The sequence below is a fragment of the Achromobacter sp. B7 genome (assembly GCF_003600685.1).
Lineage (GTDB): Bacteria > Pseudomonadota > Gammaproteobacteria > Burkholderiales > Burkholderiaceae_B > Achromobacter > Achromobacter spanius_B.
This window is the reverse complement of record NZ_CP032084.1, coordinates 1,064,211-1,090,755: the sequence shown is the minus strand read 5'-3', so window position 1 is coordinate 1,090,755 and position 26,545 is coordinate 1,064,211. Positions and strand designations below refer to the sequence as shown.

Sequence of the window (26,545 nt, the reverse complement as noted above, 5' to 3'; positions counted from 1 at the left end):
ACGCGCCGCATCGAAAAGCGTCCGATTCCGCAGGGAAAAACCCCTGTCTGACCGCACACCGGATGGCGGATAGCAACCAATTCTATATCGCAAAGGGTTCCCGGCAACCGGCGGCCATCGGGCGCGCGGTAAAATAATGCGTCCATAGACCGCATTGCGCCCCCACCGATGTTCAATCCCTCACGCGACCAAGTCCGCGAATTCTTTATCGACACCTGGCGCAAGCACCGCGCCAACGAGGTGCTGACCCCGCTCGAGGCCATCGCGCTGGACTGGATCATCGAGCATCCCGAATACCACGGCGACCTTGAAAGCCCCGAGGCCATGACCATGGAATACGCGGTGGAAAAGGGGCGCACCAACCCCTTCCTGCACCTGTCCATGCATTTGGCCATCGCCGAGCAGTTGTCCATCGACCATCCGCCCGGCATCCGTCTGGCTTACCAGCAGTTGACCGCCCGCTCGGACGCGCACCATGCAGCCCATGAAATCATGGAATGCCTGGGGCAAGTCGTATGGGAGGCGCAGCGCCTGGGCACGCCGCTGGACAGCGACACCTATATCGATCTGATCCGGCGCCGCGCCAGCCTTTGATACTTGCTTTGACGCTTATGTAGCGTGCAACGCGCAAGCGTTATGGCTTATTTGCGTACGCCTAGGTCGCTGGGCTGAGACGCGAGCCATGCCGACACGTTGGAAATATCCTGGTCGGACAGCTGCGTGGCAAAGGCGCCCATGATGGGGTTCTTGCGCACGTTGGCGGTGGCCGCGCTGCCCGAGGCGCCGCGTTTGTAGGCCTTCAAGGCATGCGACAGGTAGTCGGCATGCTGGCCGGCCAGCGTGGGGTAGGCCGGGTCCACCGCGGTCTTGGCGTCGGCGCCGTGGCACGACGCGCAATTGAATTTGTCGAAAACGGCCTTGCCGGCCGCCAGGTCCTGCGCCTGGACGGAGGCGCCCGCCATGGCGAAAGTCGCGCCCAGAAGGGCAAGCATCGTGCGATTCATTGTTTGCCCCTTATTTCAGATTCGAGTAGTACGCGGCCAGATCGGCGATGTCCTGGTCGGACAGGCTGCCGGCAATGGCGTCCATCGTGGGATGGCTGCGCGCGCCTTTCTTGTACTCGTTCAGGGCGGTTTCGATGTATTTGGCGTTCTGGCCAGCAATCATCGGCACGTGATAGAGCTCGGGGAACGTCGCCTTGTAGCCTTCGATGCCGTGGCAGCCGATGCACATGGAGACCTTGTCGCGGGCGTTTTGGATATTACCGACAGGCGCTGCGTCGGCAGCAACAGCCTGACCGGCGATCGCACAGGATGCCATCGCGGCCAACACGTAAACCGTGCACTTCAGAGAGGTTCGCAACTTCATTGGAATGGCTCTTCTTGGTATGGCTTAAGGACTAGGGCCTGCTCACACGTCGGCCCCCTGCAAACACGTTGCGGGTCGAACCCAACTGCAAAACCGCCTGATTGTACGATAATTGCTCAGGATTAATACCTTGCGATGGGTATTGATCACCGTCAATCCTCGGAAGCCATAAGCCAATGTCCGCAGCCCAGTCCGCACACTCCGCCTCGCCTGCCCGCTTCAACGGGACCGACAGCTACGTCGCCACCGACGACCTGAAACTGGCCGTCAACGCCGCCCTGACCTTGCAGCGCCCGCTGCTGATCAAAGGCGAACCCGGTACCGGCAAGACCATGCTGGCCGAAGAGGTGGCGCGCGCGCTGGGGCGGCCGCTGCTGCAATGGCACATCAAATCCACCACCAAGGCGCACCAGGGTCTGTACGAATATGACGCCGTTTCGCGCCTGCGCGATTCGCAGCTGGGTGACGAAAAAGTCCGCGATATCCGCAACTACATCGTCCAAGGCACCCTGTGGCAAGCCTTCCAGGCCGATGAGCCGGTGGTGCTGCTGATCGACGAGATCGACAAGGCCGACATCGAATTTCCCAACGACTTGCTGCGCGAACTGGACCGCATGGAATTCCATGTGTACGAAACGCGCGAGACCATTTCGGCGCGCCATCGCCCGCTGGTCATCATCACGTCCAACAACGAAAAAGACCTGCCCGACGCGTTCCTGCGCCGCTGCTTTTTCCACTACATCCGCTTCCCCGACCGCGACACCATGCGGGACATCGTGGCCGTGCACTATCCGCACTTGAAACAGGACGTGCTGCGCGCGGCGCTGGACACCTTTTTTGCGCTGCGCGATGCGCCCGGCCTGAAGAAAAAGCCGTCTACCTCGGAACTGCTGGACTGGCTGCGCCTGCTGCTGGCCGAAAACGCCACGGCGGCCGAGATCGACGCCCACACAGCAACCGCCGTGCCGCTGATGGCCGGCGCGCTTCTGAAGAACGAGCAAGATGTGCACCTGCTGGAACGCCTGGCGGCCATGACCCGCGGCGGCCAGCGCCGCTGATCTTGCAGCCACCGGCGCACCCTATGCTGATCGACTTTTTCTATCACCTGCGGGCGCACAAGCTGCCCGTCTCGGTCAAGGAATACCTGACCCTGGTGGACGCCCTGCGCCACGACCTGATGGCGCCCACGCTGGACGAGTTCTACTTCCTGGCGCGCGCCACGCTGGTCAAGGATGAATCGCTTTACGACCGCTACGACAAGGCCTTCGGCGCCTATTACAAGGGCATCGAGGCCGCGCTGCCGCCGGGCAAGGAAATTCCGCTGGACTGGCTGATCAAGCAGTTTGAAAAGAACCTGACGCCCGAAGAAAAAGCGGCCATCGAAAAGCACGGCTGGGACAAGCTGATGGAGCTTTTCAAGGAACGCATGCAAGAGCAGAAAGAGCGCCACGCGGGCGGCAGCAAATGGATCGGCACCGGCGGAACGTCGCCGTTCGGCAACGGCGGCTACCACCCCGAGGGCATTCGCGTGGGCGGCGCGTCGGCGGGCAACCGGTCGGCCGTCAAGGTCTGGGACATGCGTCAGTTCAAGGACTACGACGACCAGGTCGAACTGGGCACGCGCAACTTCAAGGTGGCGCTACGGCGCTTGCGCCGCTTCGCGCGCCAAGGCGCCGAAATGGAACTGGACCTGGACGACACCATCGCCAGCACCGCGCGCAACGCCGGCCACCTGGACCTGCGCATGGTGCCCGAACGCCACAACACCGTGAAGGTGCTGATGTTGCTGGACGTGGGCGGCAGCATGGACGACCACATCGGCCGCGTCGAAGAATTGTTTTCAGCGGCGCGCAGCGAATTTCGCAATCTGGAAGTCTATTACTTCCACAACTGCCCGTACGAAAGCCTGTGGCAAAGCAACCGCCGCCGCCAGAACGAACGCTTCGACACCTGGGATGTGCTGCGCAAGTACAACCCGGACTGGCGCCTGATCATCGTGGGCGATGCCACCATGAGCCCGTACGAAATCCTGCAACCGGGCGGGTCCGTCGAGCACTACAACAAGGAACCCGGCGCCCAATGGATGCGGCGGCTGCTGGACGCGTGGCCCAAGTCGGTATGGCTGAACCCCGAGCCCACCGCGTCGTGGCAGTATCGGCAGTCCATCGCGCTGATGCGCGACATCATGCAGGACCGCATGTACCCGGTCACCGTCGCCGGCCTGGAACAGGCCATGCGGGTGCTGTCCAAGTAAGGGGTTGCGGTAACGGCGCGCGGTAAGGCCCTGCGGGGCGTCAGCCGTCGACCGGCTGCTCGGGCGTGTCCAGCGTCAGTTGGTAGAACGCCAGATCCAGCCAGCGGCCGAACTTGAACCCGGCCTGGCGAATCGTGCCGGAATGCGTGAAGCCCAGCTTTTCGTGCAGGTGGATGCTGCCTTCGTTCGAGGCGTCGATGCCGCCGACCAACACGTGCACCTGGTTGGCGCGCGCACGTTCGATCAACACCCGCATCATCGCTTCGCCCAGCCCCTTGCCACGAAAACGCGCGTCCACGTAAACGGAATGCTCGACCGAATACTTGAACGCGGGCCAGGCACGGAAGGTGCCGTAGCTGGCGAAGGCCATCAACTCACCGGCCTCGTTTTCGAATCCCACTACCGGAAAACCGCCCTGCTGCTTGGCCTGGAACCAGCCTTGCATGGCCTCTGGCGGACGGGGCTTGTAGTCGTACAACGCCGTGGAATTGACGATGGCGTCGTTGAAGATGGCCAGTATCTGATCGGCATGGCGCGCATGCGTGCAATCAACCAGGGCGGCGCCTGGTGGGACGTGGATGTCGGGCGAGTTCATGGCGCGAAATTGTACTGTCACGAGCCGCGTCGATAGCATCGGCCGAAAGCGTCCGCACAAAAAAAAGACCGGCGAATCCGCCGGTTCAATGAGGTGTTGCCGCTTCTGGCCACTCTCAGGCGGCGCGGCTCTCCACTGATCGGTTGTTGGCGGACGCATGCCGCAGGCCGGGACATTGGCGCCAGGACAGGTCGTCGCCGTCCATATCCAGGTCAAAGAGATCGTTCGCGGCCGGCCAGGGGTGGCTGCGCGTCGCCGCGCCTTCCATCTCGAGCACGTGCCCGGCAAACCCACGGGGCGAACCACCGCACTCGGCAAAATAACGTTGGGCGTTCAGGTCCACCACATAGGTGGTCATATCATGGGTCAGTATGGCCACGAATTGGCCGTCATCACTGGCATAGGCGTACTGAAACTGTCCTTTGATGCCGTCGCCGTTCAGGGCGCTACCGGTCAATTGGGACAAGGCACGCGTGACGATTTCGGTCAGCATGGGTCGTTCCTCCGAAAAATGCGCCGGCAGGATGCCGGCAGCGAAGGCGCGAACGACAAGCACCGGCGCCGCGCTTGCAGCGGCGTCTGGCGTTGGACGGGAAGCCGGGTAGACGGCTGTCGCGCATCCCGTCGGCAACAGCTACTACGTGTTGAAAAGCTTACACCCGCAAGCCGGGCAAGCTCAAATTTGCCTTGTGCACGAACGGTGTTGCGGTGCAGCACCCTGTGACGACGCCACTTTCGGCCGATTATGCGGCTGCAACCGGCACGCCGCCTATCTCTGCGTCACCGTTATTCTGGCGCAGCCATTGTTCGCGGCGCAGTCGATACAGCACGTGCTCGCGCAGCTTGTGCCCCTCGGGCAAGGCGGGATGATCGAACGTGCCGGGCTCGGCCTGCATGCCCAGACGCCTCATCACTGCCTGCGAACGCTGGTTGCCCACGGCGGTGAACGCCACAATTTCGGGAAGGTGCACCTGGTCGAAGCCCACGCGCAGCGACGCCTCGGCCGCTTCGCTGGCGTAGCCCCGCCCCCAAAAGGGACGAGCCAGCCGCCAGCCCACTTCGACGCCTGGCGCAAACGGAAGCAGGGCCGGCAACGGCTTGATGCCGACAAAGCCGATGAACGGCGCCGCGCCAGGCGCTTCCACCGCCCAAAAGCCCCAGCCGTGCTCGTCGATGCCCGCTGCCAGCCGCTGGGCCATCGCATCGCTTTGCTCGGTGGAAAGCGGGATCAGGAATTCCGTTACGCAAGGGTCGGCATTCATGGCGGCGAAGGGCTTGCGGTCGTCCGCCCGCCATTGCCGCAGCACCAGACGCGGTGTTTCTACTTCAAGAGATAACGACATGTCGCACTTCCTTGTCTTGCGCCCAGGTCCGCAGCCCCTGAACCATTGCCAACGTATACACTCCAACGAATTCTGCCATGCCAAAGGAATTGTCTGCCATGCGCCTGTCCCTGTCGAAGCTGCCGCGCCCGTTGGGTGCGCTGCTGTTCTCCTCCTTCCTGGCCTTCCAGGCCGGCGCCGCCAATCTTCCGGCCGGCGTTTCGGAGGCCGCCTCGGTTGAAGGCATCACCGAATATCGCTTGGCCAATGGCCTTCGGGTGCTGCTGGTACCCGACGAATCCAAACCATCCACCACGGTCAACATGACGTACCTGGTCGGCTCTCGCAACGAGAACTACGGCCAGACCGGCATGGCTCACCTGCTTGAACACATGCTGTTCAAGGGCACGTCCACCACCCGCAACGCCATGGGCGAGTTTTCGCGCCGAGGCTTGCAAGCCAACGGGTCCACCTCCAGCGACCGCACCAACTACTTCGCCAGCTTTGCCGCCAACCCCGACACCTTGAAGTGGTATCTGGGCTGGCAGGCCGACGCCATGGTCAATTCCTTGATCGCCAAGGAAGACCTGGATTCGGAAATGACCGTCGTCCGCAACGAAATGGAAAGCGGCGAAAACAGCCCTTCACGCATCCTGATGCAAAAGATGCAGGCCGCCGCCTACCAGTGGCACAGCTACGGCAAGAACACCATCGGCGCGCGCTCCGACGTTGAAAACGTAGACATCGGCCAGCTGCGCGCCTTCTATCACGAGTACTACCAGCCCGATAACGCCGTGCTGATCGTGGCCGGCAAATTCGACCCGCAAGCCACCCTGGCAGACATCGAGCAAACGCTGGGCAAGCTGCCCAAGCCCGAGCGCAAGCTGCCGCCCGAATACACCGTGGAACCCGTGCAGGACGGCGAACGCTCCGTCACGCTGCGCCGCACGGGCGGCACGCCGCTGGTTGCCGCGATGTACCACATCCCCGCCGCCGGCAGCCCCGACTTCGTGCCGCTGGACCTGGCCACCGTGATCTTGTCCGACACGCCGTCGGGCCGCCTGTACCACGCGCTGGTCGCCACGAAAATGGCCTCGGGCGTATTTGGCTTCACCATGGAAAACCGCGATCCGGGCCTGGCGATGTTCGGCGCGCAGTTGCCGCCCGGCAAAGACCTGGACGCCGCCATGAAGACGCTGACCGGCACGCTGGAATCGTTGGGTAAAAAGCCGTTCACTCAGCAAGAACTGGACCGCGCCCGCAGCAAGTGGCTGACCGCATGGGAACAAACCTACAGCGATCCCGAGCAAGTCGGCGTGGCACTGTCCGAAGCCATTGCGGCCGGCGACTGGCGCTTGTTCTTCTTGCAGCGCGACCGCGCCCGCAAGGCCACGCTGGCTGAAGTCCAGCAGGCGGCCACCACGTACCTGCTGCAAAGCAATCGCATCGAAGGCCGTTATATCCCCACCGAAAAGCCGCTGCGCGCACCGCAGACGCAACGCGTGGACCTGACCGCCGTGTTCAAGGACTACAAGGGCGACCCGGACTTCAAGGCCGCCTCGGCCTTTGACCCCACCCCGGAAAACATCGACAAGCTGACGCAAAGGAAGAAGCTGGACCTGCCCAACGGGCCGGTTCAACTGGCGCTGCTGCCCAAGGCGACGCGCGGCAACCGCGTGCAGGCGCAGATGCTGATCCAGTTCGGCAACGAGAAAGACCTGCGCGGGCAACGCGTGAACGCCAGCGCGGTGGCCGACCTGCTGATACGCGGTACGGCCAAGCTGTCGCGCCAGGACATCCAGGATCGGCTGGACAAGCTCCAGGCTGAACTTGGTTTCAGCGGCGGCGGCACCACGTTGAAGATCGCCATGTCGACCAAGGGCGAAAACCTGCCCGAGCTCACTGCCCTGGCGCTGGACATCGTGCGCAACGCCAACTTCCCGAAAGAGCAGTTGGACGAATACCAGCGCCAGCTGGAAACGTCGATTCAAAACGCCATGACCGAACCGTCAGCGCTGGCCGGACGCACCCTGGCCCGCCAGGACAATCCGTGGCCCGTGGATGACCTGCGCTACGTGCCCACGTTCGAAGAGTCGCTGACGAATGTACGTGGCCTGAACCGCGACGCGCTCGTCAAATTCCACGCCAAGTTCTACGGCGCCGGCAAGATCGAGTATTCCGCCGTCGGCGACTTTGAACCGGCGGCCGTCGAAAAGGCCATCAAGACGGGCCTTGCCGGCTGGAAGAAGGCGCCCGCCTACACGCGCGTGCCCAACCCGTATCGCGACATCCCCGCCAAACAGTTCGATATCGACACGCCTGACAAGGCCAATGCGTTCTACTTGTCGCGCATGCCGCTCAAGCTGCAAGACACCGATGCCGACTACGCGGCACTGTATCTGGGCAATTACCTGTTCGGTGCGTCGGAAACGTCACGCTTGTGGAATCGCGTGCGCGAGACCGAAGGGCTGTCGTACAACGTGCGCAGTTCGTTGTCGGTGTCCTCGTTCGAACCCAGCGCCAGCTGGACCATGTACGCCATCTACGCGCCGCAGAATCGTGAACGGCTGGAAAAGGCCATCAACGAGGAACTGGCTCGCGTGCTGAAAGACGGCTTTTCCGACAAGGAAATCACCGATGGCATCAACGCGCTGCTCAACTACCGCAACCTGGCGCGCGCGCAGGACGACATCCTGGCCAGCACCTGGCTGGACTATCTGCAACGTGGTCGCACGTTTGAGTGGTCAGCCGAGATGGACAAGAAGATCTCGGCCCTGACGCCAGATGCGGTCAACGCCGCGCTGCGCAAGTACCTGCGTCCCGACGGCTTCAGCACCGCCGTCGCCGGCGACTTCAAGAAGAAAGCCGCGCCTTGACCTGAACCGATCCGGGTACTGCCGGCGCCTGAGCGCGCCGGACCCCGCGGTTACGCCCTAGCCCCTGCCGGATGACGGCAGGGGCTTTTTTGCGCCATCTGCCGTCCCGGCGGTAAGGAAAGTTTCCCTGGAGGGCCGCGACCATGCCAAGACCATGCCAAAAACGGGGAGATTTTTCACTATCACGCTTATTACTCGGTTATTTGGAAAGATGTTTTCAACAAGCAAGGGTTTATCCCAGGTTGGATCAAGCGCAGAATTCAGTCATCGGGAACAAACAACGAACCACGACGGAGGGCCGCCGGATTCGGTCCCCATCCAAGATGATACGGAGGTCTCAATCATGAAAACCCTAACCACCACCCTGTTGCTATCCCTGGCGCTTGTTGGCGTTGGCGCCCAAGCCGCCGGTCTGGAACAAGCCAAGACCCGCGACCAGGTCGTGACCGAATTGCAGCAAGCCAAGGCCAGCGGCCAATACACGTTTGGCGAACTGGACTACCCGCCCGCCCAACCCCAGGCAGCCAGCCTGAGCTCGGACGAAGTGCGCGCCCAGCTGCAACAAGCCAAGATCAGCGGCGAATACACCTTTGGTGAACTGCAATACCCGCCCGTCATTGCCACCTCGGCCAGCGCGAAGTCCCGCGCCCAGGTGCAGCAGGAACTGGCGCAAGCCAAGGCCAGCGGCCAGTACACGTTCGGCGAGCTCGAATACCCGCCGATCACCCGGTGAGCTGCTTGCTGTAGCCCGGCCGGTCTCGGGCGGCATCATGGCCTGGGACCGGTTTTTTCCGGCACAGCGGCAACCGCAGTAGTAGTAGCAGTACTTAGCAGTTGAAGTACCAGCAGTTGAAGTACCAGCAGTTGAAGTACCAGCAGTTGCAGTACCAAGCAGTTGAAGTACCCAGCAGTTGAAGTACCCAGCAGTTGAAGTACCAGCAGTTGAAGTACCCAGCAGTTGAAGTACCAAGCAGTTGCAGTACCAGCAGTAAGGCCGCGGCGAGCCAGCCGCGGCCTTTTTACGTTGGGCGATCCTCCACGCCTCCGGGGCCAGGATGATCGCGCATTGCCAAACGCCCCCCAAAAAGAAAAAGCCGCGATTTCCATCGCGGCTTTTTAGCGTCCTTCAACCCGATCAGCTGAAGAATTCCTTCACCCGATCCGTCCAGGACTTGCTTTGCGGCGAGTGGCGATCGCCCCCGTCGTTCAGCGACGTCTCGAACTGGCGCAGGATGCTCTTCTGGTCTTCGCTCAGGCGCACCGGCGTTTCCACCACCACGTGGCAGTACAGATCACCCGGATAGCTGCCGCGCACGCCGCGGATACCCTTGCCGCGCAAGCGGAAAGTCTTGCCCGACTGCGTGCCCTCGGGAATCGAGATCTCGGCCTTGCCACCCAGCGTGGGCACCTGCAATTCGCCGCCCAGTGCCGCCGTGGTGAACGGAATGGTCAGCTCGCAGTGCAGGTCGTCGCCATCGCGCTGGAAGATCTTGTGCTGCTTGATGTGGATTTCCACATACAGGTCGCCCGGAGGACCGCCGTTGATGCCCGGTTCGCCATTGCCGCTGGAGCGGATGCGCATGCCGTCATCAATGCCGGCCGGAATCTTCACCTGCAAGGTCTTGTTGCGGCGGATGCGGCCCACGCCATCGCACGACGGGCACGGGTCGGTGATTTCCTTGCCGTTGCCGTGGCAGGTCGGGCAGGTTTGCTGCACGCTGAAAAAGCCCTGCTGCATACGCACGGCGCCCGAGCCACCGCAGGTGCGGCAGGTCTTGGGCGACGTGCCGACCTTGGCGCCGGAGCCGTGGCAGGTGTCGCAGTTTTCCCAGCTGGGCACGCGGATCTCGGTGTCGAAACCGGCGGCAGCCTGTTCCAACGTGATTTCCAGCGCGTATTTCAGGTCGGCGCCACGATACACCTGCGGGCCGCCGCGACGGCCGCCGCCGCCCGCGCCGCCAAAGATCTCGCCAAAGATGTCGCCGAAGGCGTCGGCAAAGCCGCCGCCCATCCCTGCCCCGCCCATGCCGGCGGAATTGGGATCCACGCCCGCATGGCCGTAGCGGTCATAGGCGGCACGCTTTTGTTCATCGCCCAGGACCTCGTAGGCTTCCTTGGCTTCCTTGAACTTCTCTTCGGCTTCTTTGCTGTCCGGATTGCGGTCCGGATGGTATTTCATGGCCAGCTTTCGATAGGCCTTCTTGAGTTCGTCGTCCGAGGCGTTTTTTGCTACGCCCAGAACTTCGTAATAGTCGCGTTTTGCCATGATCCGTGGGCTCGAATAGAGCCGTCTTTTCAGTGCTACAGAATGAGTACGCCCGGTAGGCGGATTTCTCCGGCTACCGGGCGGCAGAGGCTGGTCAGCGCCCGGCCATTATTGGTCGCGCTTGACTTCCTTGAAGTCGGCGTCGACGACGTTGTCGTCCACCGGCTTCGCGTTATCGGCCGCTTGCTGCTGGCCGGCGGCTTGTTGCGCCTGCATGTCGGCGTACATCTTTTCGCCCAGCTTCTGCGACGCGGTCGACAAGGCTTCCACCTTGGCGTCGATCGCGGCCTTGTCGCCTTCCTTCAGCGTGTCTTCCAGGTCCTTGATGGCGGCCTCGATGCTTTCCTTTTCGGAAGCTTCGAGCTTGTCGCCGTACTCGGTCAACGACTTGCGGGTGGCGTGCACCAGCGCATCGGCCTGGTTGCGCGACTGAGCCAGTTCGGCAACGCGGTGATCTTCCTCGGCGTTGGCCTCGGCATCCTTGACCATGCGTTGGATCTCGTCTTCCGACAGACCCGAGTTGGCCTTGATGGTGATCTTGTTTTCCTTGCCGGTACCCTTGTCTTTCGCGGACACATGCAGGATGCCGTTGGCGTCGATGTCGAACGTGACTTCGATTTGCGGCATGCCGCGCGGCGACGGCGGGATCCCTTCAAGATTGAACTCGCCCAGCGCCTTGTTGCCCGCGGCGATTTCGCGTTCGCCCTGGAACACCTTGATCGTCACGGCCGGCTGGTTGTCGTCAGCGGTCGAGAAGGTTTGCGAGAACCGGGTCGGGATCGTCGTGTTCTTCTGGATCATCTTCGTCATCACGCCGCCCAGGGTTTCGATACCCAGCGACAGAGGCGTCACGTCCAGCAGCAGCACGTCCTTGCGGTCGCCCGACAGCACGGAACCTTGGATGGCGGCGCCAGCGGCGACGGCTTCGTCAGGGTTCACGTCCTTGCGCGGATCCTTGCCGAAGAATTCCTTCACCTTTTCCTGGACCTTGGGCATGCGGGTCATGCCGCCGACCAGGATCACGTCGTCGATGTCGGAAACCTTCACGCCGGCGTCCTTGATGGCGACGCGGCAGGGCTCGATCGTGCGTTCGATCAGTTCTTCAACCAGCGCTTCCAGCTTGGCACGCGTGATCTTCAGGTTCAAGTGCTTGGGACCCGAGGCATCCGCCGTGATGTACGGCAGGTTGATTTCGGTCTGCTGGGCCGAGGACAGCTCGATCTTGGCCTTTTCAGCAGCTTCCTTCAGGCGTTGCAGCGCCAGCACGTCCTTGGACAGATCAACGCCTTGTTCTTTCTTGAACTCGGAGATGATGTAGTCGATGATGCGCTGGTCGAAGTCTTCGCCGCCCAGGAAGGTGTCGCCGTTGGTCGACAGCACTTCAAACTGCTTTTCGCCGTCAACGTCAGCGATTTCGATGATGGACACGTCGAACGTGCCGCCACCCAAGTCATAGACGGCGATCTTGCGGTCGCCCTTTTCGGTCTTGTCCAGGCCGAACGCCAACGCGGCCGCGGTGGGCTCGTTGATGATGCGCTTGACTTCCAGACCGGCGATGCGGCCGGCGTCCTTGGTGGCCTGGCGCTGGCTGTCGTTGAAGTAGGCGGGCACGGTGATCACGGCCTCGGTCACTTCTTCGCCCAGGTAGTCCTCGGCGGTCTTCTTCATCTTGCGCAGCACGTCGGCCGACACTTGGGGAGGCGCCATCTTCTTGCCGCGCACTTCGACCCAGGCATCGCCGTTATCGGCGCGCGCGATGGTGTAGGGCATCAGGTCGATGTCCTTTTGCACGGCCTTTTCTTCGAACTTGCGGCCAATCAGGCGCTTGACTGCGTACAGGGTATTGCGGGGATTGGTCACGGCCTGACGCTTGGCGGGAGCGCCAACCAGGGTCTCGCCGTCGTCCATGTAGGCGACGATCGAGGGGGTGGTACGGGCGCCTTCCGCGTTTTCAATGATTTTGACCTGCCCGCCGTCCATCACAGCCACGCAGCTGTTGGTCGTGCCCAGGTCAATGCCAATAATCTTGCTCATGGTGGGTTACCTTGAATTGATCTATGAAAATAGAGAGAAACTTCTTGTCCCCACATAACTGGGGTTAGTCGCAGGGTTTTCAAGACGCCTTGCCGGAATTTTCCGCATTCGGGTCCTGCAACCGCGAAATTGCCGCCGTGAACTGGGGCAATCCGGGCCAACCGGTGATACGACCCAGCCGTTTGCCAGCCCGGTACAGCACGAAAGTGGGGACACCATGCAGGGAAAAGCGCCGGCCCAGGGGTTCGTCGGCGTAAACGTCGGCCTCGAACCAGGTCAGGCCCAGCTTCAGCAACGTTTCCTGGTGCAGCAGCGCCGCCTGCTTGAAAAGATTGCAGTTATAGCAATCCTGTCCCCATAAAAACACACAGCGCAGATCCGTTCCCGGCGCCTGGACCACGGTGGCATCAAAGCCCTCGGTGTCGACATGACGCATGCCGAACACCTGGAAGACTTGAGCCGGATCGAAACGGGGATCGGTCATGACACGCGGCCGGCGTTTCAGCCTTGGCCGGCCGATACGACTACCAGCGCCGGACGCAGCGTGCGGTCGGCAATGGCGTAGCCCTTTTGCAGCAGCTGCACCACCGTGTTGGCGGGTTGCTCGTGGGGGATCGACGAAATCGCCTGATGCAGGTGCGGGTCGAATTTGTCGCCCTGGGCCGGCGCGATGTCCTTGAGCATGTTGCGCTCGAACGCGGCCGACAACTGCTTCAGGGTGACTTCGACGCCTTCGCGCAGCGTCTGGACGGTCTGGTCGGGCTGGGCCAGGGCGGCTTCAAGGCTGTCCTTGACCGGCACCAGGCTTTCGGCAAACGATTCGATGCCGAACTTGCGCGCCTTGGACACTTCTTCCTGCGCGCGGCGGCGCACATTTTCAGCTTCGGCGTGCACACGCAGAAGCTGATCGTGCTGCTCATTGACGGTAGCTTGGGCGGCGTCCAGCTGGGCGCGCAACTCGTTCAGCTCGGCCTCTGCCGCGCCCTGGTCGGCGGGTGCCGCGTCGGCGTTCTGGCCGGCTTCGGGCGTCTTATCTACAGGCTCGTGGGGTGCCGTCATGGGGAATCCTCCAAAAAGAATGGCTTTCGCAGACATGAATGGGGGCCAATACCCCTATTTCAAGCCCGGGAAAGGGAAATATTCCCTGACGGCGCCCGCCCGAGGCAGCAAGCCCGCCCGGGCTTGGCCCGGCGGGGCCGGCTGCTTACTTCTTGTGGGGCTGCGCCGGGGCGACCGGGTCGCTGGCGGGGAAGCTCTCTTCGAGCCCGCGATCCACCTTGTCGTCATCGTCGTCCGGTTCAGGACGGATGGCGATGGGATCGCTGGCGGGAAAGGTCTCGGCTAGCGCTTCATCCAGATCGTGTTCGACCTGATCCTCGTCCACCGGGGTGGCAACGGTCCCCTTTTTTACGCTCTTGCCGCTCTTGGGATCATGGTGCATGCGCCTTCTCCTTCAAGTCCGTGTTGGCCTGGATCTTCAACGGCCAGCCCTGCAAGTTGCGTTCCACCAAAGTGGCCAAGCCGGCGATCCATGCGGGATCGTCGTTCAGCGCAGGGATGTAACGAAACTGCTTGCCGCCCGCCTCAATAAAGGCGTCCCGGCATTCCAGGCTGATCTCTTCCAGGGTTTCCAGACAGTCTGCCACAAATCCCGGGCACACCACATCCACCTCGGTAACACCCGAAGCGGCTAACGCTTTCAGGGTCGGTTCGGTATAGGGCTCAAGCCAGCGGGCAGTACCAAAGCGGCTTTGGAAGGTGACTTCGATCTGTTCGCGCGGCAGCGACAGCCGCTGGGACAACAGGCGGGCCGACTCCATGCAGTCGCGGTAGTAGGGGTCGCCCAGTTCGATGGAATATCGCGGCAAGCCGTGAAAGCTCATGACCAGCTTCTGCGGCTTGCCGTGGTCGCGCCAGAACGACTCGATGCGGGCGGCCAGCGGGTCCAGCCAGGCGGGGTCCTCGTGAAAGCGCTTGGTAAAGCGCAGTTCAGGCTGATCCCGCAGGCGCCCGGCATGGCGGGTAACCGCGTCCACGACCGTGGCCGTGGTGCTGGCCGCGTATTGCGGGTACAGCGGCACGGTCAGGATGCGTTCGCAACCGGCCGCGCGCAAACGGGTGATGGCGTCGGGGATGGACGGGTTGCCGTAGCGCATGCCCAGTTCCACCACGGCGTCGATGCCCGCCGCCTCCAGCGCGGCGCGTACGCCGTCCGCCTGACGCTGGCTATAGACCATCAGGGGCGACCCTTCTTTCAGCCAGACGCCCGCATAGCGCGGCGCCAGCTTCTTGGGTCGCAGCGTCAGCACCAGCCCGTACAGGATGGGTTTCCATAAATAACGTGGAATTTCAATGACGCGGGGGTCGGACAGGAATTCGCCCAGGTATTTGCGGATGCCCTGTTTGTCCGGCGTATCCGGCGTACCCAGGTTGACCAGCAGCACCCCGACTTTGCCGGGCGCGCGGGCCGGCGGGTCTTCGTTGAAGGGGTCCTCCTGCTCGGCTTCCGGCAGGTAGCGTTCAGGCCACAGGTACTTGAACAGGCGAAGAAACACAAAAACTCCCCTTCCTCCGCGAGGAGGATGTAGCTTTGAATGGGACTACTGGTTGTGGCTGAGCGCGTTGGACAGCAGGCGCGCCGTGATGTCCACGATGGGAATCACGCGTTCGTAAGCCATGCGGGTCGGGCCGATGACGCCCAACGTGCCCACGACCTTGCCGTCCACGCCATAGGGCGCGGTAATGACCGAGACCTCTTCCATGGGCACCAATTGGGAATCGCCGCCGATGTAGATCTGCACGCCCTGTGCGCGGCTGGACACGTCCAGCAGTTGCAGCAGGTCGGTCTTTTTCTCGAACAGCGAGAACATCTTGCGCAGCCGATCCATGTCGGACGCGATATCGGTAACGTCCAGCAGCTTGCGCTCGCCCGAGATGACCATGGTGTCGCCGTCTTCCGCGGCCTCGGCGCTGGCCTCGACCGCCGCCTGCATCAGCCGCGAAATGTCTTCGCGCAGCTGGGCCAGTTCGGTCGATAGCGTCTGGCGCACGGCGTTGAACGACTTGCCCGCGAAATGCATGTTGAAGAAATTGCCGGCTTCCAGCAATTCCGCCTCGGCGTAATCGCGCTGGACAAAGAGAATGCGGTTCTGGACATCGCCATCCGGCGTGACGATGATAAGCAGCACGCGCTTGTCCGACAGCCGGATGAATTCGATCTGCCGGAACACCTGGGCGCGCTTGGGGGTCAGCACCACGCCCGCGAATTGCGTCAGGTTGGACAGCAACGCGGCGGCGGCGTTGACGGCGCGGGTAGGTTCGGCCGCCGACAGCATTTCGCCCATGTTGTGCGGTTGCAGCTGATAAGACTGCACGGCCAGCAGGGAATCGACGAACATGCGATAGCCTCGCGGCGTAGGCACGCGGCCGGCGGAGGTGTGCGGGCTATGGATCAGCCCCAGCTCTTCCAGGTCCGCCATGACATTGCGGATGGTGGCCGGGGACAAGTCAAAGACTTTCGATAGCGTCCGCGAGCCGACGGGCTGCCCATCGGCGATGTAGCGTTCTATCAACGCTTTCAGTAGTGCGCGTGCGCGGTCATCCATAGCGGGCATTTTAAGGAATCTTTTAGGATAAAGGCGATTTTTGTCCCGCAAGCAGATATGCGGCCCCATATAATCGGCTAATCGGCCCATTCCGGGCAGGTTTTGGCTTCGGCTTCGCCCTTTTGATACGCCCGCATCCATGCACTTTCCTACCGTCGCCCTGATCGGCAGATACCAGGACACCGGCCTGGACACCCCGCTAAGAGCCCTTGCGCACGCGCTGACGCAAGCGGGCCGGCATGTGCTGATCGATGCCGACACCGCGCGCAACACCGGCCTGACCGAATACCCAATAGCTACCCTTGAAGAGATTGGCCAGAACGCATCGCTGGCCGTCGTGATGGGCGGCGACGGCACGGTGCTGGGCGCCGGCCGGCATCTGGCGCCATTTGGTGTCCCCCTGGTGGGCATCAACCACGGGCGCCTGGGCTTCATCACCGACATCCCGCTGCAAGACGCGCACGGTGCATTGGCGCGCGTGCTTGAAGGCAGCTTCCAGATTGAAGAACGCATGCTGCTGGAAGGCAGCGTGTGGCGTGGCGACCAGAAAATGTATTCCGCGTCGGCGCTCAACGACGTCGTGCTGAACCGCGCCGGGCGCGGCGGCATGATCGAAGTGCGTGTCGAACTGGACGGCGCCTTCATGTACACACAGCGCGCCGATGGCCTGATCATCGCCACCCCTACCGGCTCGACCGCGTATGCGCTGTCCGCCAACGGCCCCATCCTGCACCCCGGCATGAACGCCATGGTGCTGGTGCCCGTGGCGCCGCAAACGCTGTCGAACCGCCCCATCGTCATCCCGGACACCGGTGTGCTGAACATGACGCTGACCGCGATGGGCCGCGTGGAAGTGGGCGCCAGCGTGCATTTCGACATGCAGACCTGGTCCGACCTGCAACCGGGCGACCGCATCGTCGTGCAGCGCGCGCCGTACACCATCCGCTTCGTGCACCCCGAGGGCTACAGCTTCTTTTCCACCTTGCGCCGCAAGCTGCATTGGAACCTGATGCCCCAGGCCACCGACAACGTAGAGTAGTAAGCGCCCCGACATGCTGCGCACCCTGCATATCCGCGACTTCGTCATCGTCGAACAGACCGAAATCCATTTCGGCCCCGGCTTCACCGTGTTCTCCGGCGAGACCGGGGCGGGCAAATCCATCCTGGTGGACGCGCTGGCGCTTGCGCTGGGCGAACGCGGCGACGCCAGCATGCTGCGCGAAGGCGCACCGCGCGCCGACATCACTGCCGTGTTCGATACGCCGAAGTCATTGCACAGCTGGCTGAACGAACGCGAGATCGACGTCGATGACGAACTGTCGCTGCGCCGGGTCATCGACGCGCAGGGCCGCAGCCGCGCCTACATCAACGGCACGCCCGCCACCGTGGGGCAGCTGCGCGAATTGGGCGACAGCCTGGTCGACATCCACGGCCAACACGCCCATCAAAGCCTGATGCGCCCCGACGCACAGCGCGATCTGCTGGACGCGCACGGCGGCCATGCCGATCTGCGCCAGGCCGTGGGTCAGGCGTGGAAGCAATGGCGCGCGCTGGCGCGACAACTTGAAGCCGCCGAAAAAGACGCCGCTAGCCTGGCCAACGAACGCGACCGGCTGCAATGGCAGGTGGACGAACTGGATCAGCTGGCACTGGGCCCCGACGAATGGGAATCCTTGCAGTCCGAGCACACGCGCTTGTCGCATTCGCAGTCGCTGCTGGACGGCGCCTCGCAAATCCTGGAAGCGCTGGACGGCGAAGGCGATTCCGCGCACCACCGCGTCACAGCCGCCAATCACCGCATTCAGCAAATGCTGCGGCATGACCCCGGCCTGCAAGGTGTGTACGACGAACTCGAGTCCGCCCGCATCGCCATCAGCGAAGCCGTGTCCGACCTGAACAACTACGTCAGCCGCGTCGATCTGGACCCCAAGCGCTTGGCCGACGTCGAAGCACGCCTGGGCCTGGTGTTCGAGACCGCGCGCAAATTCCGCGTCGAGCCCGACGCCCTGTGCGAATTGCGCGATTCCCTGCATGCCGAGCTGGCCGCCTTGCAAGCGGCGGGCGATATCGATGCGCTGCGGGCTCAGTCAGTTGCGGCGCAGTCGCAATACGACACGGCGGCGGCCAAGCTGACGAGCGCCCGCCGCAAGATTGCCAAGGACCTGGGCAAGCAAGTCACCCAGGCCATGCAGACGCTGGCCATGCAGGGCGGCAAGTTCGAACCCACCTTGACCGCCGCCGCGCCGTCCGCGCACGGCAACGAGCAGGTTGAATTCCTGGTGGCCGGCCACGCCGGCACCACCCCGCGCCCCCTGGCCAAAGTGGCTTCGGGCGGCGAGTTGTCGCGGATTTCGCTGGCGCTGTCCGTCATTGCCAGCCGCGCGGCGCGCGTGCCGACGTTGATCTTCGACGAAGTCGACAGCGGCGTAGGCGGCGCGGTGGCCGAAGCCGTGGGCAAGCTGCTGCGCGAGCTGGGCGAACGCCATCAAGTGCTGTGCGTGACCCACTTGCCCCAGGTAGCCGCCTGCGCGAACAACCAATTCCTGGTCAGCAAGACGGAATCTCGCGGCACCACGCGCTCCAGCATCGAAGAACTGGACGCGGCGGCGCGTGTTGAGGAAATCGCCCGGATGCTGGGCGGCATCAAGCTGACCGCCACCACGCGCGAGCACGCCCGCGAAATGCTGGAAGGTTTCGGCCAGCCCGCGGCCTGAGCCGGTTGAGCGCAGCCGGGGGCAAGTCCAGCCCTGGCTCCAAGGCAAATTCGCGCGAACGCCGTACAAAATGCGGCCCGAAGCCGCGAGAAAGCCATGCAAAAACCAGGCAAAGCCAGGCAAAAGCCCCGCCCCCTCGCAGACAAAAAAAAGCCCCTTCATCAAGAAGGGGCTTTTGATCTCACTGGCCCGCAACGAGCGCGGCCACGGACCGTGGGGCGGACGCTAGCGGTTTAGCGCCCTTTCACGCAGCTGCTGCACACGCCGTACAACACCATCGCGTGGCTTTCCAGCGCGAAACCGTTGTCCTTGGCGATCTTCTGCTGGCGCTTTTCGATCTCCGGGTCTGAAAACTCGACCACGGTGCCGCAATTCGTGCAGATCAGGTGATCGTGGTGATCGCCGTCGTTCAGTTCGAACACAGCCTTGCCGCTGTCGAACTGGCTGCGGGCCAGGATGCCGGCCTGCTCGAACTGGGTCAGCACACGGTAGACGGTTGCCAGGCCGATTTCGACGTTTTCGCCGATCAGCGCGCGGTAGACGTCTTCGGCGCTAAGGTGGCGTTGGTCGGATTTGCGGAAAATATCAAGAATTTTCAGGCGCGGAAACGTCGCCTTCAAACCCATGTTCTTCAGTTCGCTTTGGTCGCTCATGGTGTAATCGCTCTCCGTCCGCGTAGGCATGGGCAGGATCAAGGGTGCACCGCGAGTCGGCTCACCTGATTTCATGCCGCCTCGCGGAACTATCCTTATGAAACCTTTATGATAACGGTTTTGTCTGCTTCCAAATAATAGGGGCGCGTAGTGTCCATGATTGCACGAATTCCCTCCCGCTCGCTGAAGACCGGATTGGCCGTCGCCGCCCTGGCCATTGCCCTTGCCGGCTGCTCGGGGGACAAGTGGGGCTTCCCCTACAAGGCCGGTGTCCAGCAAGGCAACTGGATCACCCAGGAGCAAGTCGCGCTGCTCCAGCCGGGCATGAGCCGCGAGCAAGTCCGCTTTGCGCTGGGCAGCCCTACCCTGACCAGCGTGCTGCACGCCAACCGTTGGGACTACCCCTACTATTACAAGCCCGGCTATGGCGAAGCCCGTGAACGCAAGTTCACCGTCTGGTTCGAAAACGACCGCCTGACCCGCTGGGAAGGCGACAAGCAGCCTGATTTGCAGCCCTATCAGCTGAACACGCCCAGCAGCACCGCCGACGAAAAGGCGGACAAGCGCCTGGACCAGGACGAAACCCGCATCCAAGAAGAGGAAGACCTGAAAAAGCGCGATGCCGCCGCTCCGGTCAGCCCGCTGAATCAGTACCCCGGCCAACCGGGCAACGCGCCCGAGCCGCTTCGGTAACCCCTCAAGGATTTTCTTCATGCGTATTGCAATTGCCGGCGCCAGCGGCCGTATGGGCCAGATGCTGATCGACGCCATCCTCAAGTCCACCGACCTGCAATTGGCAGTGGCGTTGGACCGCAATGGGTCGACGTCGCTGGGCCAGGACGCGGGCGCCCCGCTGGGCCAACAGACCGGCGTGCTGATCACCGATGATCTTGACGCGCTGGCCAACGCCGATTGCCTGATCGATTTCACGCGGCCCGAAGGCACGCTTGCCCACTTGCAGGCCTGCGTGAAGCACGGCACGCACGCCGTCATCGGCACCACCGGGTTCGACGACAACGGCCGCGCCGCCATCGAAGTTGCCGCGCAGAAAATCGGCATCGTGTTCGCGCCCAACATGAGCGTGGGTGTGAATGCCACGCTCAAGCTGCTGGACATGGCCGCCCGCATTCTCAATTCCGGTTACGACGTTGAAGTGTTTGAAGCGCACCATCGCAACAAGGTCGATGCGCCTTCGGGCACCGCGTTGAAAATGGGCGAGACCATTGCGTCCGCCTGGGACGTGGCGCTGCCGGACGTGGCCACCTGGAGCCGCCATGGCGACACCGGCGTGCGCAAGCCCGGTACCATCGGCTTTTCCGTGCTGCGCGGGGGCGACATCGTGGGCGACCACACCGTGTCGTTCTGCGGCATTGGCGAGCGCATCGAAATCACGCACCGTTCCAGCAGCCGCGCCACCTACGCAGAAGGCGCCCTGCGCGCGGCACGCTTCCTGCAAGACAAGCACAACGGCCTGTACGACATGCAATCCGTGCTGGGCTTCTGAGCCAGACGGCGGCGGTGCACGCCGCGCCGCCGGAGCGCCGGCCGCCGGATCGCCGGGCGCCGGATCGCCGGCCGCCGGAGCGCCGGGCGCCGGAGCGCCGGGCGCCGGAGCGCTCGCCACAAAACCAAAAAGGATCCCTCGGGATCCTTTTTTATCGCACCGTTCGCACCGCGCCCTACACCACCACAGGCTCGGGTTCCAGCATGACACCGTAGCGCGCCTGCACCGACGCTTGAATCGCGCCGGCCAACGCCATGATGTCGGCAGCGTTGGCGCCGCCGCGATTGACCAGCACCAGCGCCTGCCTGTCATGCACCCCCGCCGCGCCCAGGGCCTGCCCCTTCCAGCCGCACTGGTCGATCAGCCAGCCGGCTGCCAGCTTGTAGCGGCCGTCCGGTTGCGCGTACGACACCAACCCGGGAAAGCGTTCGGCCAGATCGTCCCGCACGTCGGCGGTCACGATGGGGTTCTTGAAAAAACTGCCGGCGTTGCCGGTCACGGCGGGGTCCGGCAGCTTTGCGCGGCGAATGTCGCAAACCGCGTCGAAAATGTCGCGCGCGCTTGGCACGCCATGGGCCAGCCGTTCGTGGCGTTGCAGGTCCGGGTAGCCCAGCACGGGGCGCCAGGGGCGCGGCAAGGCGAACCGCACGCTGACGATGATCCAGCGGCCGGGCGCGTCGTGCTTGAAGGTGCTATCCCGGTACGAAAAGCGGCAATCGGACGGGCCCATTTCAACAAGCCTTGCCGCCGTCACATCCCAGGCAGTCAGGCTATGGAAGCGCTGTTCGAACTCGACGCCGTAAGCGCCGATGTTCTGCACCGGCGCGGCCCCGACCGTACCGGGAATCAACGCCAGGTTTTCCAGGCCATCCCAGCCCTGATCGACGCAATGTTCGACAAAGCCATGCCAGCTTTCGCCACCCGCCGCTTCCACCAGGCGGACGTCGGGCGCGTCTTGCAACAGCTGCACGCCCCTGAAAGCCACCTTGGCCACCAGGCCGGAAACGCGTTCGGGCAGGACAACATTGCTGCCGCCGCCCAGCACCAGGAGGCTGTCCGCGCGGCGTGCCAAGTCGGACAAGGCCGGCAATTGCGCGGCATCGTCCAGTGTGACGAAGGCTTCAGCTTGCGACGCCAGACCCAGCGTATTGAGCCGGCTTAGATCGTGGGCGGCGGGAGTCAGCGCGGCTGGCGCCGTGTTGATAGCAGGGGCAGTTGACATGGGTGCTACGGGCTATGCTATAGTTTCGGTCTTCGCTCATATTACTTGATTGAGTGTTTTGGTTTGAGTACCCCGCTTTTCAACAGTCGCTCTTTATAGAGAACACGGCGAAAACGCGAAAAATCTCAGCCCAATGACAAGCTCGAAAAAATCATGTAAGATGCGCGCCTTCTGATCGATAACCAAGTTGATCAGAGTGCATAAGAAAACGGTTCTGAGCAGTTCATGACGGAACCCATGCGGGAGTAGCTCAGTTGGTAGAGCGCAACCTTGCCAAGGTTGAGGTCGCGAGTTCGAGACTCGTCTCCCGCTCCAAATTCAGATGTGCAGCGGTCAAGCAACCCCGTGTTCTTGATCTCTGCAGTCACCTAAGAAGGGCCCGACACTTGTTGTCCGGCCCTTTTTTCATTTCCGCCGCCATTAGCTGTGCCCGCCATTAGCTGCCCCCGCCAAAACCAGACCCCTGCCATTACCAGACTCCTCTGATTGCTTCTTGCGGATCCGGATGCTCTGCTCTTGGGTTGCATCGCGGACGCCGCGTCGCCGCGTTCGCCGCGCTCCGGAGGCTTGGCCATGACATTGACCCGCGCGGTGTTGCTGCACCGCTTGAAAACCGCCTGCTACACCATCAGCTCCATCGTGCTGATCAGCTGGGTGACCGATGCGCTCAATGAAGGGCTGATGTTCAAGCCTTTGCTGCGCTACTTCTACCCCACCACCGTTGAAAAGTATCAGCATCCGTTCACGGACCACCCCAGCCTGTTGATCTGGCTGGTTCCGTTGCTGGCGGGTTTGTCCTTGACGATTGCCTCGTCGGCGATGGCGGTGCACCACCTGAAGCGGCGGCCTCGGTATCGGCTAAGCGCCGCACCCGCCCCACCCTCACAATTGATCGGGCTGGCATCGGGCGGCCGCGCGCTGTCTTCTTTCTGCGCCGCCCGCGGTTCCTTCCAGCCACGCACATTCCATGCCCTGTATCGGCACGCCGACGAGCTGGCCGCGCTTGAAGCGCCATGCGCGGCCGCCGGGGTGCACCTTCAAGGCCATCCGTTGCCAGACGTGCAAGACATGCAAGACATGCAGCAGCATCACGCCCGCCTGCACCATCTACTGGCCGGCATCCGCCGCGCAGCTGGCCCCGACGCGGCCATCGGCTTTGACCTGAGCGGGCTGCCGGCCGAGCTGGCCAGCATCGCCACGCTGGCGGGTCCGCAGCACGACATCATGCTGTGCCAGGTCGACAAGCAGGGGCAAGCACGCACCTATCGCGTGGTGGCGGACATGCACGCCTGAAGCCCATGAGAGCCGCTCCGCCAAAAAAAAGCCCCCACCGGAAAACCGGCGGGGGCAGCGCATCACGCAACCATCGCGCGACGCTTAACGCTTAGTGCTTAACGCTGCATCCACGCATCGCGCCAATGCGAACCCGTGCCGGGCGCATAGTGCGACGGCGACTGGCTGCACCAGCCGCTGTACGGGAAGATCTTGCATTCAAACGTCTTACCCACGTTCACGACCTTGTCACCCGCCTTATAGATGGTGCCCGCCTTGTACTGCGGGTGCCCACCCACGGCTGCCTGCGCCTGCACCGTCACGGTGTGGCTGGCCTGGACTTCGCCGCGCGAGTTGCTCACCGTCAACGTAAAGCGGTAAGGCGTGTCCTTCGTGCTGGTCGGCGCGACAAAGCTGATGTCCGCCTGGTCCAACGCACCGGCGGAGATACCCGCGGGCACGGTCCAGCGGTAGCGCAGGTCCGTTCCGGTGGATGCCTTGCCGGACAAGACGACGCGCTCGCCGCCCTTGACCGTGGCGGGGCCGCTCAACTTGGCTTGCGGCGCAATGACTTCAGGCACCACGACCTTGGCCTTGGCTTTCACCACGTGAGTGGCGGTTGCGGTACGACCGCGCTCGTCCGTCACGGCCAGCTTGAACGTCAGGTTGCGATCCTGCGCCAGCGGGGGACCATAGAACGTAACGGTTGCGCCGTTGGCCTGTAGCCCGATCTCGTCCAGGCTCGTCCACACGTACTTCAGGCCTTGGCCCGTGGAACCGCTGGCCGACAAGGTGGCCGGCTGCAACGCCGCGACTTCAGCGGGACCGCTGATGCGAGCAACGGGCAGCGGAATCGGCGTGGGCTCCAGGTCGCAGGACTCGGGCATCTTCCACGGCTTGCCGTACTGCGCCGAGTTCTTGTCCGGCGCGGCGTCCACGTTCCAGTAGTTCTGGTGGTAGACCTTGCCGTTGTACGACACCGCTTCGTTCGGCACGTTGTACACCTTGCGGGCATCCCACGCGGGCGCGTTGGCGCACACGCCCGCCGCCTTCGCCTTGACCAGCACACCATGGTGCGTGGACGCGCTGCGCCCTTGCGAGTCGGTCACTTTCAGCGTGATGCGGTAGGCGACGTCCTTTGCGTTTTCCGGTGCAACAAAGCTGCCGTTGACGCCCTGCTCAACGAACGTCAGCGCGGGCTGGCTGCTCCACGCATAGTTCAAACCCTTGCCAGTCGAATCCGCGGCCGACAACACCACCTTGTCGCCCGCATTCGCTTGCACCGAGCCGACGACATGCGCTTGAGGCGCCTGCCCGCCGACGCTGTCGCCGCCCAGCAGCTCCGCCGCACGCACCAGATCGGGCTGCACGCCGATCGGACGAGCCGGATTGACGATGGGCACGGGGTTGCCGCTGTCCACCAGGATCTGCCGCATGACCTTGGGCGGGATATTGCCCAGGCCGCGCTCGCGCGCCAGGCTTTGCAGCCACGCCACGCTACCCGCAATGATGGGGTTGGCGGACGACGTGCCGCTGTACGCCGTGGTGTACAGGTTGTGCTGACCTTCCTTCCAGTCGGTGGTGGTGACGCGCCCACCCCAAGAGAACATATCGACGCGGCTGCCCGTTTCCGAGAACCACGCGACCTGGCCCTGCACCGGGTCGGCCGCGCCGACGTAGATGGCGCCCGAATCGCGCTTGGTACGGTCATAGCGTCCACGGAACCACGGGTCGTCCAGGTTGGCCGCGCCGTTGGCCGCCGCCAGCACCACGTGCACGCCCTTTTCCTTGGTCAGATACGAAATGGCGTCATAGACCACATCCACGTGTTCCACGGGCAACCAGCATGCCGTGGTCGGGCCGCAGCCGTTGCTGAACTTGTAGTGCACGCCGATCTGCACCACGTCGCCGGCCTGCAGCACGTTGCGCAGATCGACCATGCCGCTGGGGCTGTACTTGGTATAGCCGGCCTGCGCTTGCGGCACGATGCCCGTCACGCCATAGCCGTTGTCCTGCCCGAACATGATGCCGGCCGACATCGTGTCGTGCGAATCGGGCTTTTCCACATACTGCCCGTGATGCAGGAAAGGCTTGGGCAGATCAACGTGGTCGAAATCCCAATGGTTGATCTCGTTCGAAATCAGACGCACATTCGCGCCATAGTGCCCGGTCAAGCGCTGCGCCTCGAAGGCGTTGACGCCGCCCAACGGCCAATAGCCGGGCTTGGGCGACTGCATATAGTTCTGGCACGTCGGCGCCATTGCGCCGTCGCACTTGGTGTAGTCCGGCGTGCCGGGCGCCGCGCGCGTGATCGCCATGGCGGGATCGGCTTGCAGGCCGTCACCAATCGACATCGGCACGGGCTCGATCTGCGCGCTTTCCACCAACGGGTTTTCAAGCAGCTGCTTGACCAGCAATTCCGCGTCGCGGCCGCGCATCATCTCGGCCGAAATCTTGTAGTAGCGCGTAAGGTTATGGCGTTCCAGTGCCGCGATATCCTCGTAGTTGCGCATCATCGGCGACATCGGGATCAGCGGCTCCATGCCGGGCGTCAGGCGCGTCAGCGCATCCATGGCGCCGGCCACTTCGGGCGTGGGCGCCGTGCGCTGGGCCGGGTTGGGAGCTTCGGCCTTCAGCCGAACGTAAATAGGCCGGGGTTCGTCGGCTGACGCCGCATGCCCCGGAGCGGAAAACGCCGTGCCTAGTGCCAGCACGAGCATCGAAAACGGTATTTTGTTTTTCATGGCTATTCAGTGATTCGCCTTGACGGCGAATCCAACAACGCAAAAAGAAAGCCCACCTCCCATCGCTGAGAGGGGGCTGGCGTCCAACGCGGGCCAAGGCGTGTTGACCCTGGCCC

At 63.1% G+C, this 26,545-nt stretch carries 25 protein-coding genes and 1 tRNA gene; 11 read left to right on the top strand and 15 right to left on the bottom strand.

Translation table 11 applies throughout. The features are described from left to right. Positions 1-168: 168 nt before the first annotated feature. On the top strand, positions 169-594 hold the full coding sequence (locus DVB37_RS04910) for a DUF1841 family protein (protein WP_046803401.1): 426 nt from the start codon (positions 169-171) through the stop codon (positions 592-594). A gap of 47 nt (positions 595-641) precedes the next feature. Here DVB37_RS04910 and DVB37_RS04905 read toward each other — a convergent pair whose 3' ends face one another. Both DVB37_RS04905 and DVB37_RS04900 read right to left on the bottom strand, forming a co-directional pair. Next, positions 642-1,004 carry a cytochrome c gene (locus DVB37_RS04905; RefSeq protein WP_046803402.1) on the bottom strand — a complete coding sequence of 121 codons (363 nt, stop codon included), beginning with the start codon at positions 1,002-1,004 and terminating at the stop codon, positions 642-644. 10 nt (positions 1,005-1,014) lie between these two features. Beyond that, positions 1,015-1,368: a cytochrome c gene (locus DVB37_RS04900; RefSeq protein ID WP_046803403.1), complete on the bottom strand. Its 354-nt coding sequence runs from the start codon at positions 1,366-1,368 to the stop codon at positions 1,015-1,017. A gap of 176 nt (positions 1,369-1,544) precedes the next feature. Between DVB37_RS04900 and DVB37_RS04895 the strand changes: the two genes are divergently transcribed. Together DVB37_RS04895 and DVB37_RS04890 are read left to right on the top strand one after the other, a co-directional pair. Further along, complete coding sequence (locus DVB37_RS04895; RefSeq protein WP_046803404.1) at positions 1,545-2,426, top strand: MoxR family ATPase; 882 nt, start codon at positions 1,545-1,547, stop codon at positions 2,424-2,426. A gap of 23 nt (positions 2,427-2,449) precedes the next feature. Next, positions 2,450-3,622 (top strand): VWA domain-containing protein, encoded by a 1,173-nt coding sequence (locus DVB37_RS04890; RefSeq protein WP_120154099.1) that lies wholly within the window; start codon positions 2,450-2,452, stop codon positions 3,620-3,622. Between the two features lie 40 nt (positions 3,623-3,662). Here DVB37_RS04890 and DVB37_RS04885 read toward each other — a convergent pair whose 3' ends face one another. The 3 genes from DVB37_RS04885 to DVB37_RS04875 form a co-directional block, all read right to left on the bottom strand. Then, positions 3,663-4,217, bottom strand: coding sequence for a GNAT family N-acetyltransferase (locus tag DVB37_RS04885; protein WP_120154097.1), 555 nt, complete (start codon positions 4,215-4,217; stop codon positions 3,663-3,665). A 115-nt stretch (positions 4,218-4,332) separates the two neighbouring features. Further along, entirely contained in the window at positions 4,333-4,710 is a 378-nt protein-coding gene (locus DVB37_RS04880; RefSeq protein WP_104143610.1) for a hypothetical protein, read from the bottom strand. Positions 4,711-4,960: 250 nt separating this feature from the next. Next, positions 4,961-5,560, bottom strand: a complete 600-nt coding sequence (locus DVB37_RS04875) for a GNAT family N-acetyltransferase (RefSeq protein ID WP_120154095.1) — start codon at positions 5,558-5,560, stop codon at positions 4,961-4,963. Positions 5,561-5,658: 98 nt separating this feature from the next. Here DVB37_RS04875 and DVB37_RS04870 point away from each other — a divergent pair, with 98 nt between their 5' ends. Both DVB37_RS04870 and DVB37_RS04865 read left to right on the top strand, forming a co-directional pair. Further along, a complete protein-coding gene (locus DVB37_RS04870) occupies positions 5,659-8,415 on the top strand; it encodes a pitrilysin family protein (protein ID WP_120154093.1) in 2,757 nt (918 codons plus the stop codon). 343 nt (positions 8,416-8,758) lie between these two features. Further along, a complete protein-coding gene (locus DVB37_RS04865) occupies positions 8,759-9,148 on the top strand; it encodes a DUF4148 domain-containing protein (protein WP_104143605.1) in 390 nt (129 codons plus the stop codon). 402 nt (positions 9,149-9,550) lie between these two features. Here DVB37_RS04865 and dnaJ read toward each other — a convergent pair whose 3' ends face one another. The 7 genes from dnaJ to hrcA form a co-directional block, all read right to left on the bottom strand. Further along, entirely contained in the window at positions 9,551-10,681 is a 1,131-nt protein-coding gene (gene dnaJ / locus DVB37_RS04860) for a molecular chaperone DnaJ (protein WP_046803410.1), read from the bottom strand. A gap of 108 nt (positions 10,682-10,789) precedes the next feature. Beyond that, positions 10,790-12,715 (bottom strand): molecular chaperone DnaK, encoded by a 1,926-nt coding sequence (dnaK, locus tag DVB37_RS04855; RefSeq protein ID WP_046803411.1) that lies wholly within the window; start codon positions 12,713-12,715, stop codon positions 10,790-10,792. A gap of 79 nt (positions 12,716-12,794) precedes the next feature. Continuing rightward, complete coding sequence (locus tag DVB37_RS04850) at positions 12,795-13,199, bottom strand: thioredoxin family protein (RefSeq protein ID WP_120154091.1); 405 nt, start codon at positions 13,197-13,199, stop codon at positions 12,795-12,797. A gap of 17 nt (positions 13,200-13,216) precedes the next feature. Continuing rightward, positions 13,217-13,774 carry a nucleotide exchange factor GrpE gene (gene grpE / locus DVB37_RS04845; protein WP_046803413.1) on the bottom strand — a complete coding sequence of 186 codons (558 nt, stop codon included), beginning with the start codon at positions 13,772-13,774 and terminating at the stop codon, positions 13,217-13,219. A gap of 145 nt (positions 13,775-13,919) precedes the next feature. Further along, entirely contained in the window at positions 13,920-14,156 is a 237-nt protein-coding gene (locus DVB37_RS04840) for a hypothetical protein (RefSeq protein WP_046803414.1), read from the bottom strand. Continuing rightward, on the bottom strand, positions 14,146-15,270 hold the full coding sequence (gene hemH, locus DVB37_RS04835) for a ferrochelatase (protein ID WP_120154088.1): 1,125 nt from the start codon (positions 15,268-15,270) through the stop codon (positions 14,146-14,148). Before hemH ends, DVB37_RS04840 begins: the two co-directional genes overlap by 11 nt. Before the next feature lie 45 nt (positions 15,271-15,315). Continuing rightward, positions 15,316-16,320 (bottom strand): heat-inducible transcriptional repressor HrcA, encoded by a 1,005-nt coding sequence (gene hrcA, locus DVB37_RS04830; protein WP_046803416.1) that lies wholly within the window; start codon positions 16,318-16,320, stop codon positions 15,316-15,318. Positions 16,321-16,459: 139 nt separating this feature from the next. Between hrcA and DVB37_RS04825 the strand changes: the two genes are divergently transcribed. Both DVB37_RS04825 and recN read left to right on the top strand, forming a co-directional pair. Next, complete coding sequence (locus DVB37_RS04825; protein WP_046803417.1) at positions 16,460-17,359, top strand: NAD kinase; 900 nt, start codon at positions 16,460-16,462, stop codon at positions 17,357-17,359. A 13-nt stretch (positions 17,360-17,372) separates the two neighbouring features. Beyond that, positions 17,373-19,034: a DNA repair protein RecN gene (recN, locus tag DVB37_RS04820; RefSeq protein WP_120154086.1), complete on the top strand. Its 1,662-nt coding sequence runs from the start codon at positions 17,373-17,375 to the stop codon at positions 19,032-19,034. A 233-nt stretch (positions 19,035-19,267) separates the two neighbouring features. On the opposite strand, the gene fur is transcribed toward recN, so the two are convergent. Continuing rightward, positions 19,268-19,687, bottom strand: a complete 420-nt coding sequence (gene fur / locus DVB37_RS04815; protein WP_046803419.1) for a ferric iron uptake transcriptional regulator — start codon at positions 19,685-19,687, stop codon at positions 19,268-19,270. A gap of 156 nt (positions 19,688-19,843) precedes the next feature. Between fur and DVB37_RS04810 the strand changes: the two genes are divergently transcribed. Then, the gene (locus DVB37_RS04810; RefSeq protein WP_120154083.1) at positions 19,844-20,380 is read left to right on the top strand and encodes an outer membrane protein assembly factor BamE; all 537 of its coding nucleotides are present in this window, start codon (positions 19,844-19,846) and stop codon (positions 20,378-20,380) included. A 19-nt stretch (positions 20,381-20,399) separates the two neighbouring features. Beyond that, positions 20,400-21,191, top strand: coding sequence for a 4-hydroxy-tetrahydrodipicolinate reductase (dapB, locus tag DVB37_RS04805; RefSeq protein WP_046803421.1), 792 nt, complete (start codon positions 20,400-20,402; stop codon positions 21,189-21,191). Between the two features lie 175 nt (positions 21,192-21,366). Here the strand turns inward: dapB and murB are convergent, their stop codons facing one another. Further along, positions 21,367-22,413, bottom strand: coding sequence for a UDP-N-acetylmuramate dehydrogenase (gene murB / locus DVB37_RS04800; RefSeq protein WP_120154080.1), 1,047 nt, complete (start codon positions 22,411-22,413; stop codon positions 21,367-21,369). A 239-nt stretch (positions 22,414-22,652) separates the two neighbouring features. On the opposite strand from murB, the gene DVB37_RS04795 reads away from it, so the two are divergent. Then, positions 22,653-22,728: transfer RNA gene (locus DVB37_RS04795), tRNA-Gly, on the top strand. Positions 22,729-22,986: 258 nt separating this feature from the next. Then, positions 22,987-23,706, top strand: a complete 720-nt coding sequence (locus DVB37_RS04790) for a hypothetical protein (protein ID WP_162941161.1) — start codon at positions 22,987-22,989, stop codon at positions 23,704-23,706. A 98-nt stretch (positions 23,707-23,804) separates the two neighbouring features. On the opposite strand, the gene DVB37_RS04785 is transcribed toward DVB37_RS04790, so the two are convergent. After that, positions 23,805-26,429 (bottom strand): S8 family serine peptidase, encoded by a 2,625-nt coding sequence (locus DVB37_RS04785; RefSeq protein ID WP_120154075.1) that lies wholly within the window; start codon positions 26,427-26,429, stop codon positions 23,805-23,807. Positions 26,430-26,545 lie beyond the last annotated feature (116 nt).

Excerpts from the sequence above, each read along its gene's own strand:
- DVB37_RS04910 (WP_046803401.1), top strand. The coding sequence starts at position 169 with ATGTTCAATCCCTCACGCGACCAAGTCCGCGAATTCTTTATCGACACC.
- DVB37_RS04905 (WP_046803402.1), bottom strand. The coding sequence starts at position 1,004 with ATGAATCGCACGATGCTTGCCCTTCTGGGCGCGACTTTCGCCATGGCG.
- DVB37_RS04900 (WP_046803403.1), bottom strand. The coding sequence starts at position 1,368 with ATGAAGTTGCGAACCTCTCTGAAGTGCACGGTTTACGTGTTGGCCGCG.
- DVB37_RS04895 (WP_046803404.1), top strand. The coding sequence starts at position 1,545 with ATGTCCGCAGCCCAGTCCGCACACTCCGCCTCGCCTGCCCGCTTCAAC.
- DVB37_RS04890 (WP_120154099.1), top strand. The coding sequence starts at position 2,450 with ATGCTGATCGACTTTTTCTATCACCTGCGGGCGCACAAGCTGCCCGTC.
- DVB37_RS04885 (WP_120154097.1), bottom strand. The coding sequence starts at position 4,217 with ATGAACTCGCCCGACATCCACGTCCCACCAGGCGCCGCCCTGGTTGAT.
- DVB37_RS04880 (WP_104143610.1), bottom strand. The coding sequence starts at position 4,710 with ATGCTGACCGAAATCGTCACGCGTGCCTTGTCCCAATTGACCGGTAGC.
- DVB37_RS04875 (WP_120154095.1), bottom strand. The coding sequence starts at position 5,560 with ATGTCGTTATCTCTTGAAGTAGAAACACCGCGTCTGGTGCTGCGGCAA.
- DVB37_RS04870 (WP_120154093.1), top strand. The coding sequence starts at position 5,659 with ATGCGCCTGTCCCTGTCGAAGCTGCCGCGCCCGTTGGGTGCGCTGCTG.
- DVB37_RS04865 (WP_104143605.1), top strand. The coding sequence starts at position 8,759 with ATGAAAACCCTAACCACCACCCTGTTGCTATCCCTGGCGCTTGTTGGC.
- dnaJ (WP_046803410.1), bottom strand. The coding sequence starts at position 10,681 with ATGGCAAAACGCGACTATTACGAAGTTCTGGGCGTAGCAAAAAACGCC.
- dnaK (WP_046803411.1), bottom strand. The coding sequence starts at position 12,715 with ATGAGCAAGATTATTGGCATTGACCTGGGCACGACCAACAGCTGCGTG.
- DVB37_RS04850 (WP_120154091.1), bottom strand. The coding sequence starts at position 13,199 with ATGACCGATCCCCGTTTCGATCCGGCTCAAGTCTTCCAGGTGTTCGGC.
- grpE (WP_046803413.1), bottom strand. The coding sequence starts at position 13,774 with ATGACGGCACCCCACGAGCCTGTAGATAAGACGCCCGAAGCCGGCCAG.
- DVB37_RS04840 (WP_046803414.1), bottom strand. The coding sequence starts at position 14,156 with ATGCACCATGATCCCAAGAGCGGCAAGAGCGTAAAAAAGGGGACCGTT.
- hrcA (WP_046803416.1), bottom strand. The coding sequence starts at position 16,320 with ATGGATGACCGCGCACGCGCACTACTGAAAGCGTTGATAGAACGCTAC.
- DVB37_RS04825 (WP_046803417.1), top strand. The coding sequence starts at position 16,460 with ATGCACTTTCCTACCGTCGCCCTGATCGGCAGATACCAGGACACCGGC.
- recN (WP_120154086.1), top strand. The coding sequence starts at position 17,373 with ATGCTGCGCACCCTGCATATCCGCGACTTCGTCATCGTCGAACAGACC.
- fur (WP_046803419.1), bottom strand. The coding sequence starts at position 19,687 with ATGAGCGACCAAAGCGAACTGAAGAACATGGGTTTGAAGGCGACGTTT.
- DVB37_RS04810 (WP_120154083.1), top strand. The coding sequence starts at position 19,844 with ATGATTGCACGAATTCCCTCCCGCTCGCTGAAGACCGGATTGGCCGTC.
- dapB (WP_046803421.1), top strand. The coding sequence starts at position 20,400 with ATGCGTATTGCAATTGCCGGCGCCAGCGGCCGTATGGGCCAGATGCTG.
- murB (WP_120154080.1), bottom strand. The coding sequence starts at position 22,413 with ATGTCAACTGCCCCTGCTATCAACACGGCGCCAGCCGCGCTGACTCCC.
- DVB37_RS04790 (WP_162941161.1), top strand. The coding sequence starts at position 22,987 with ATGACATTGACCCGCGCGGTGTTGCTGCACCGCTTGAAAACCGCCTGC.
- DVB37_RS04785 (WP_120154075.1), bottom strand. The coding sequence starts at position 26,429 with ATGAAAAACAAAATACCGTTTTCGATGCTCGTGCTGGCACTAGGCACG.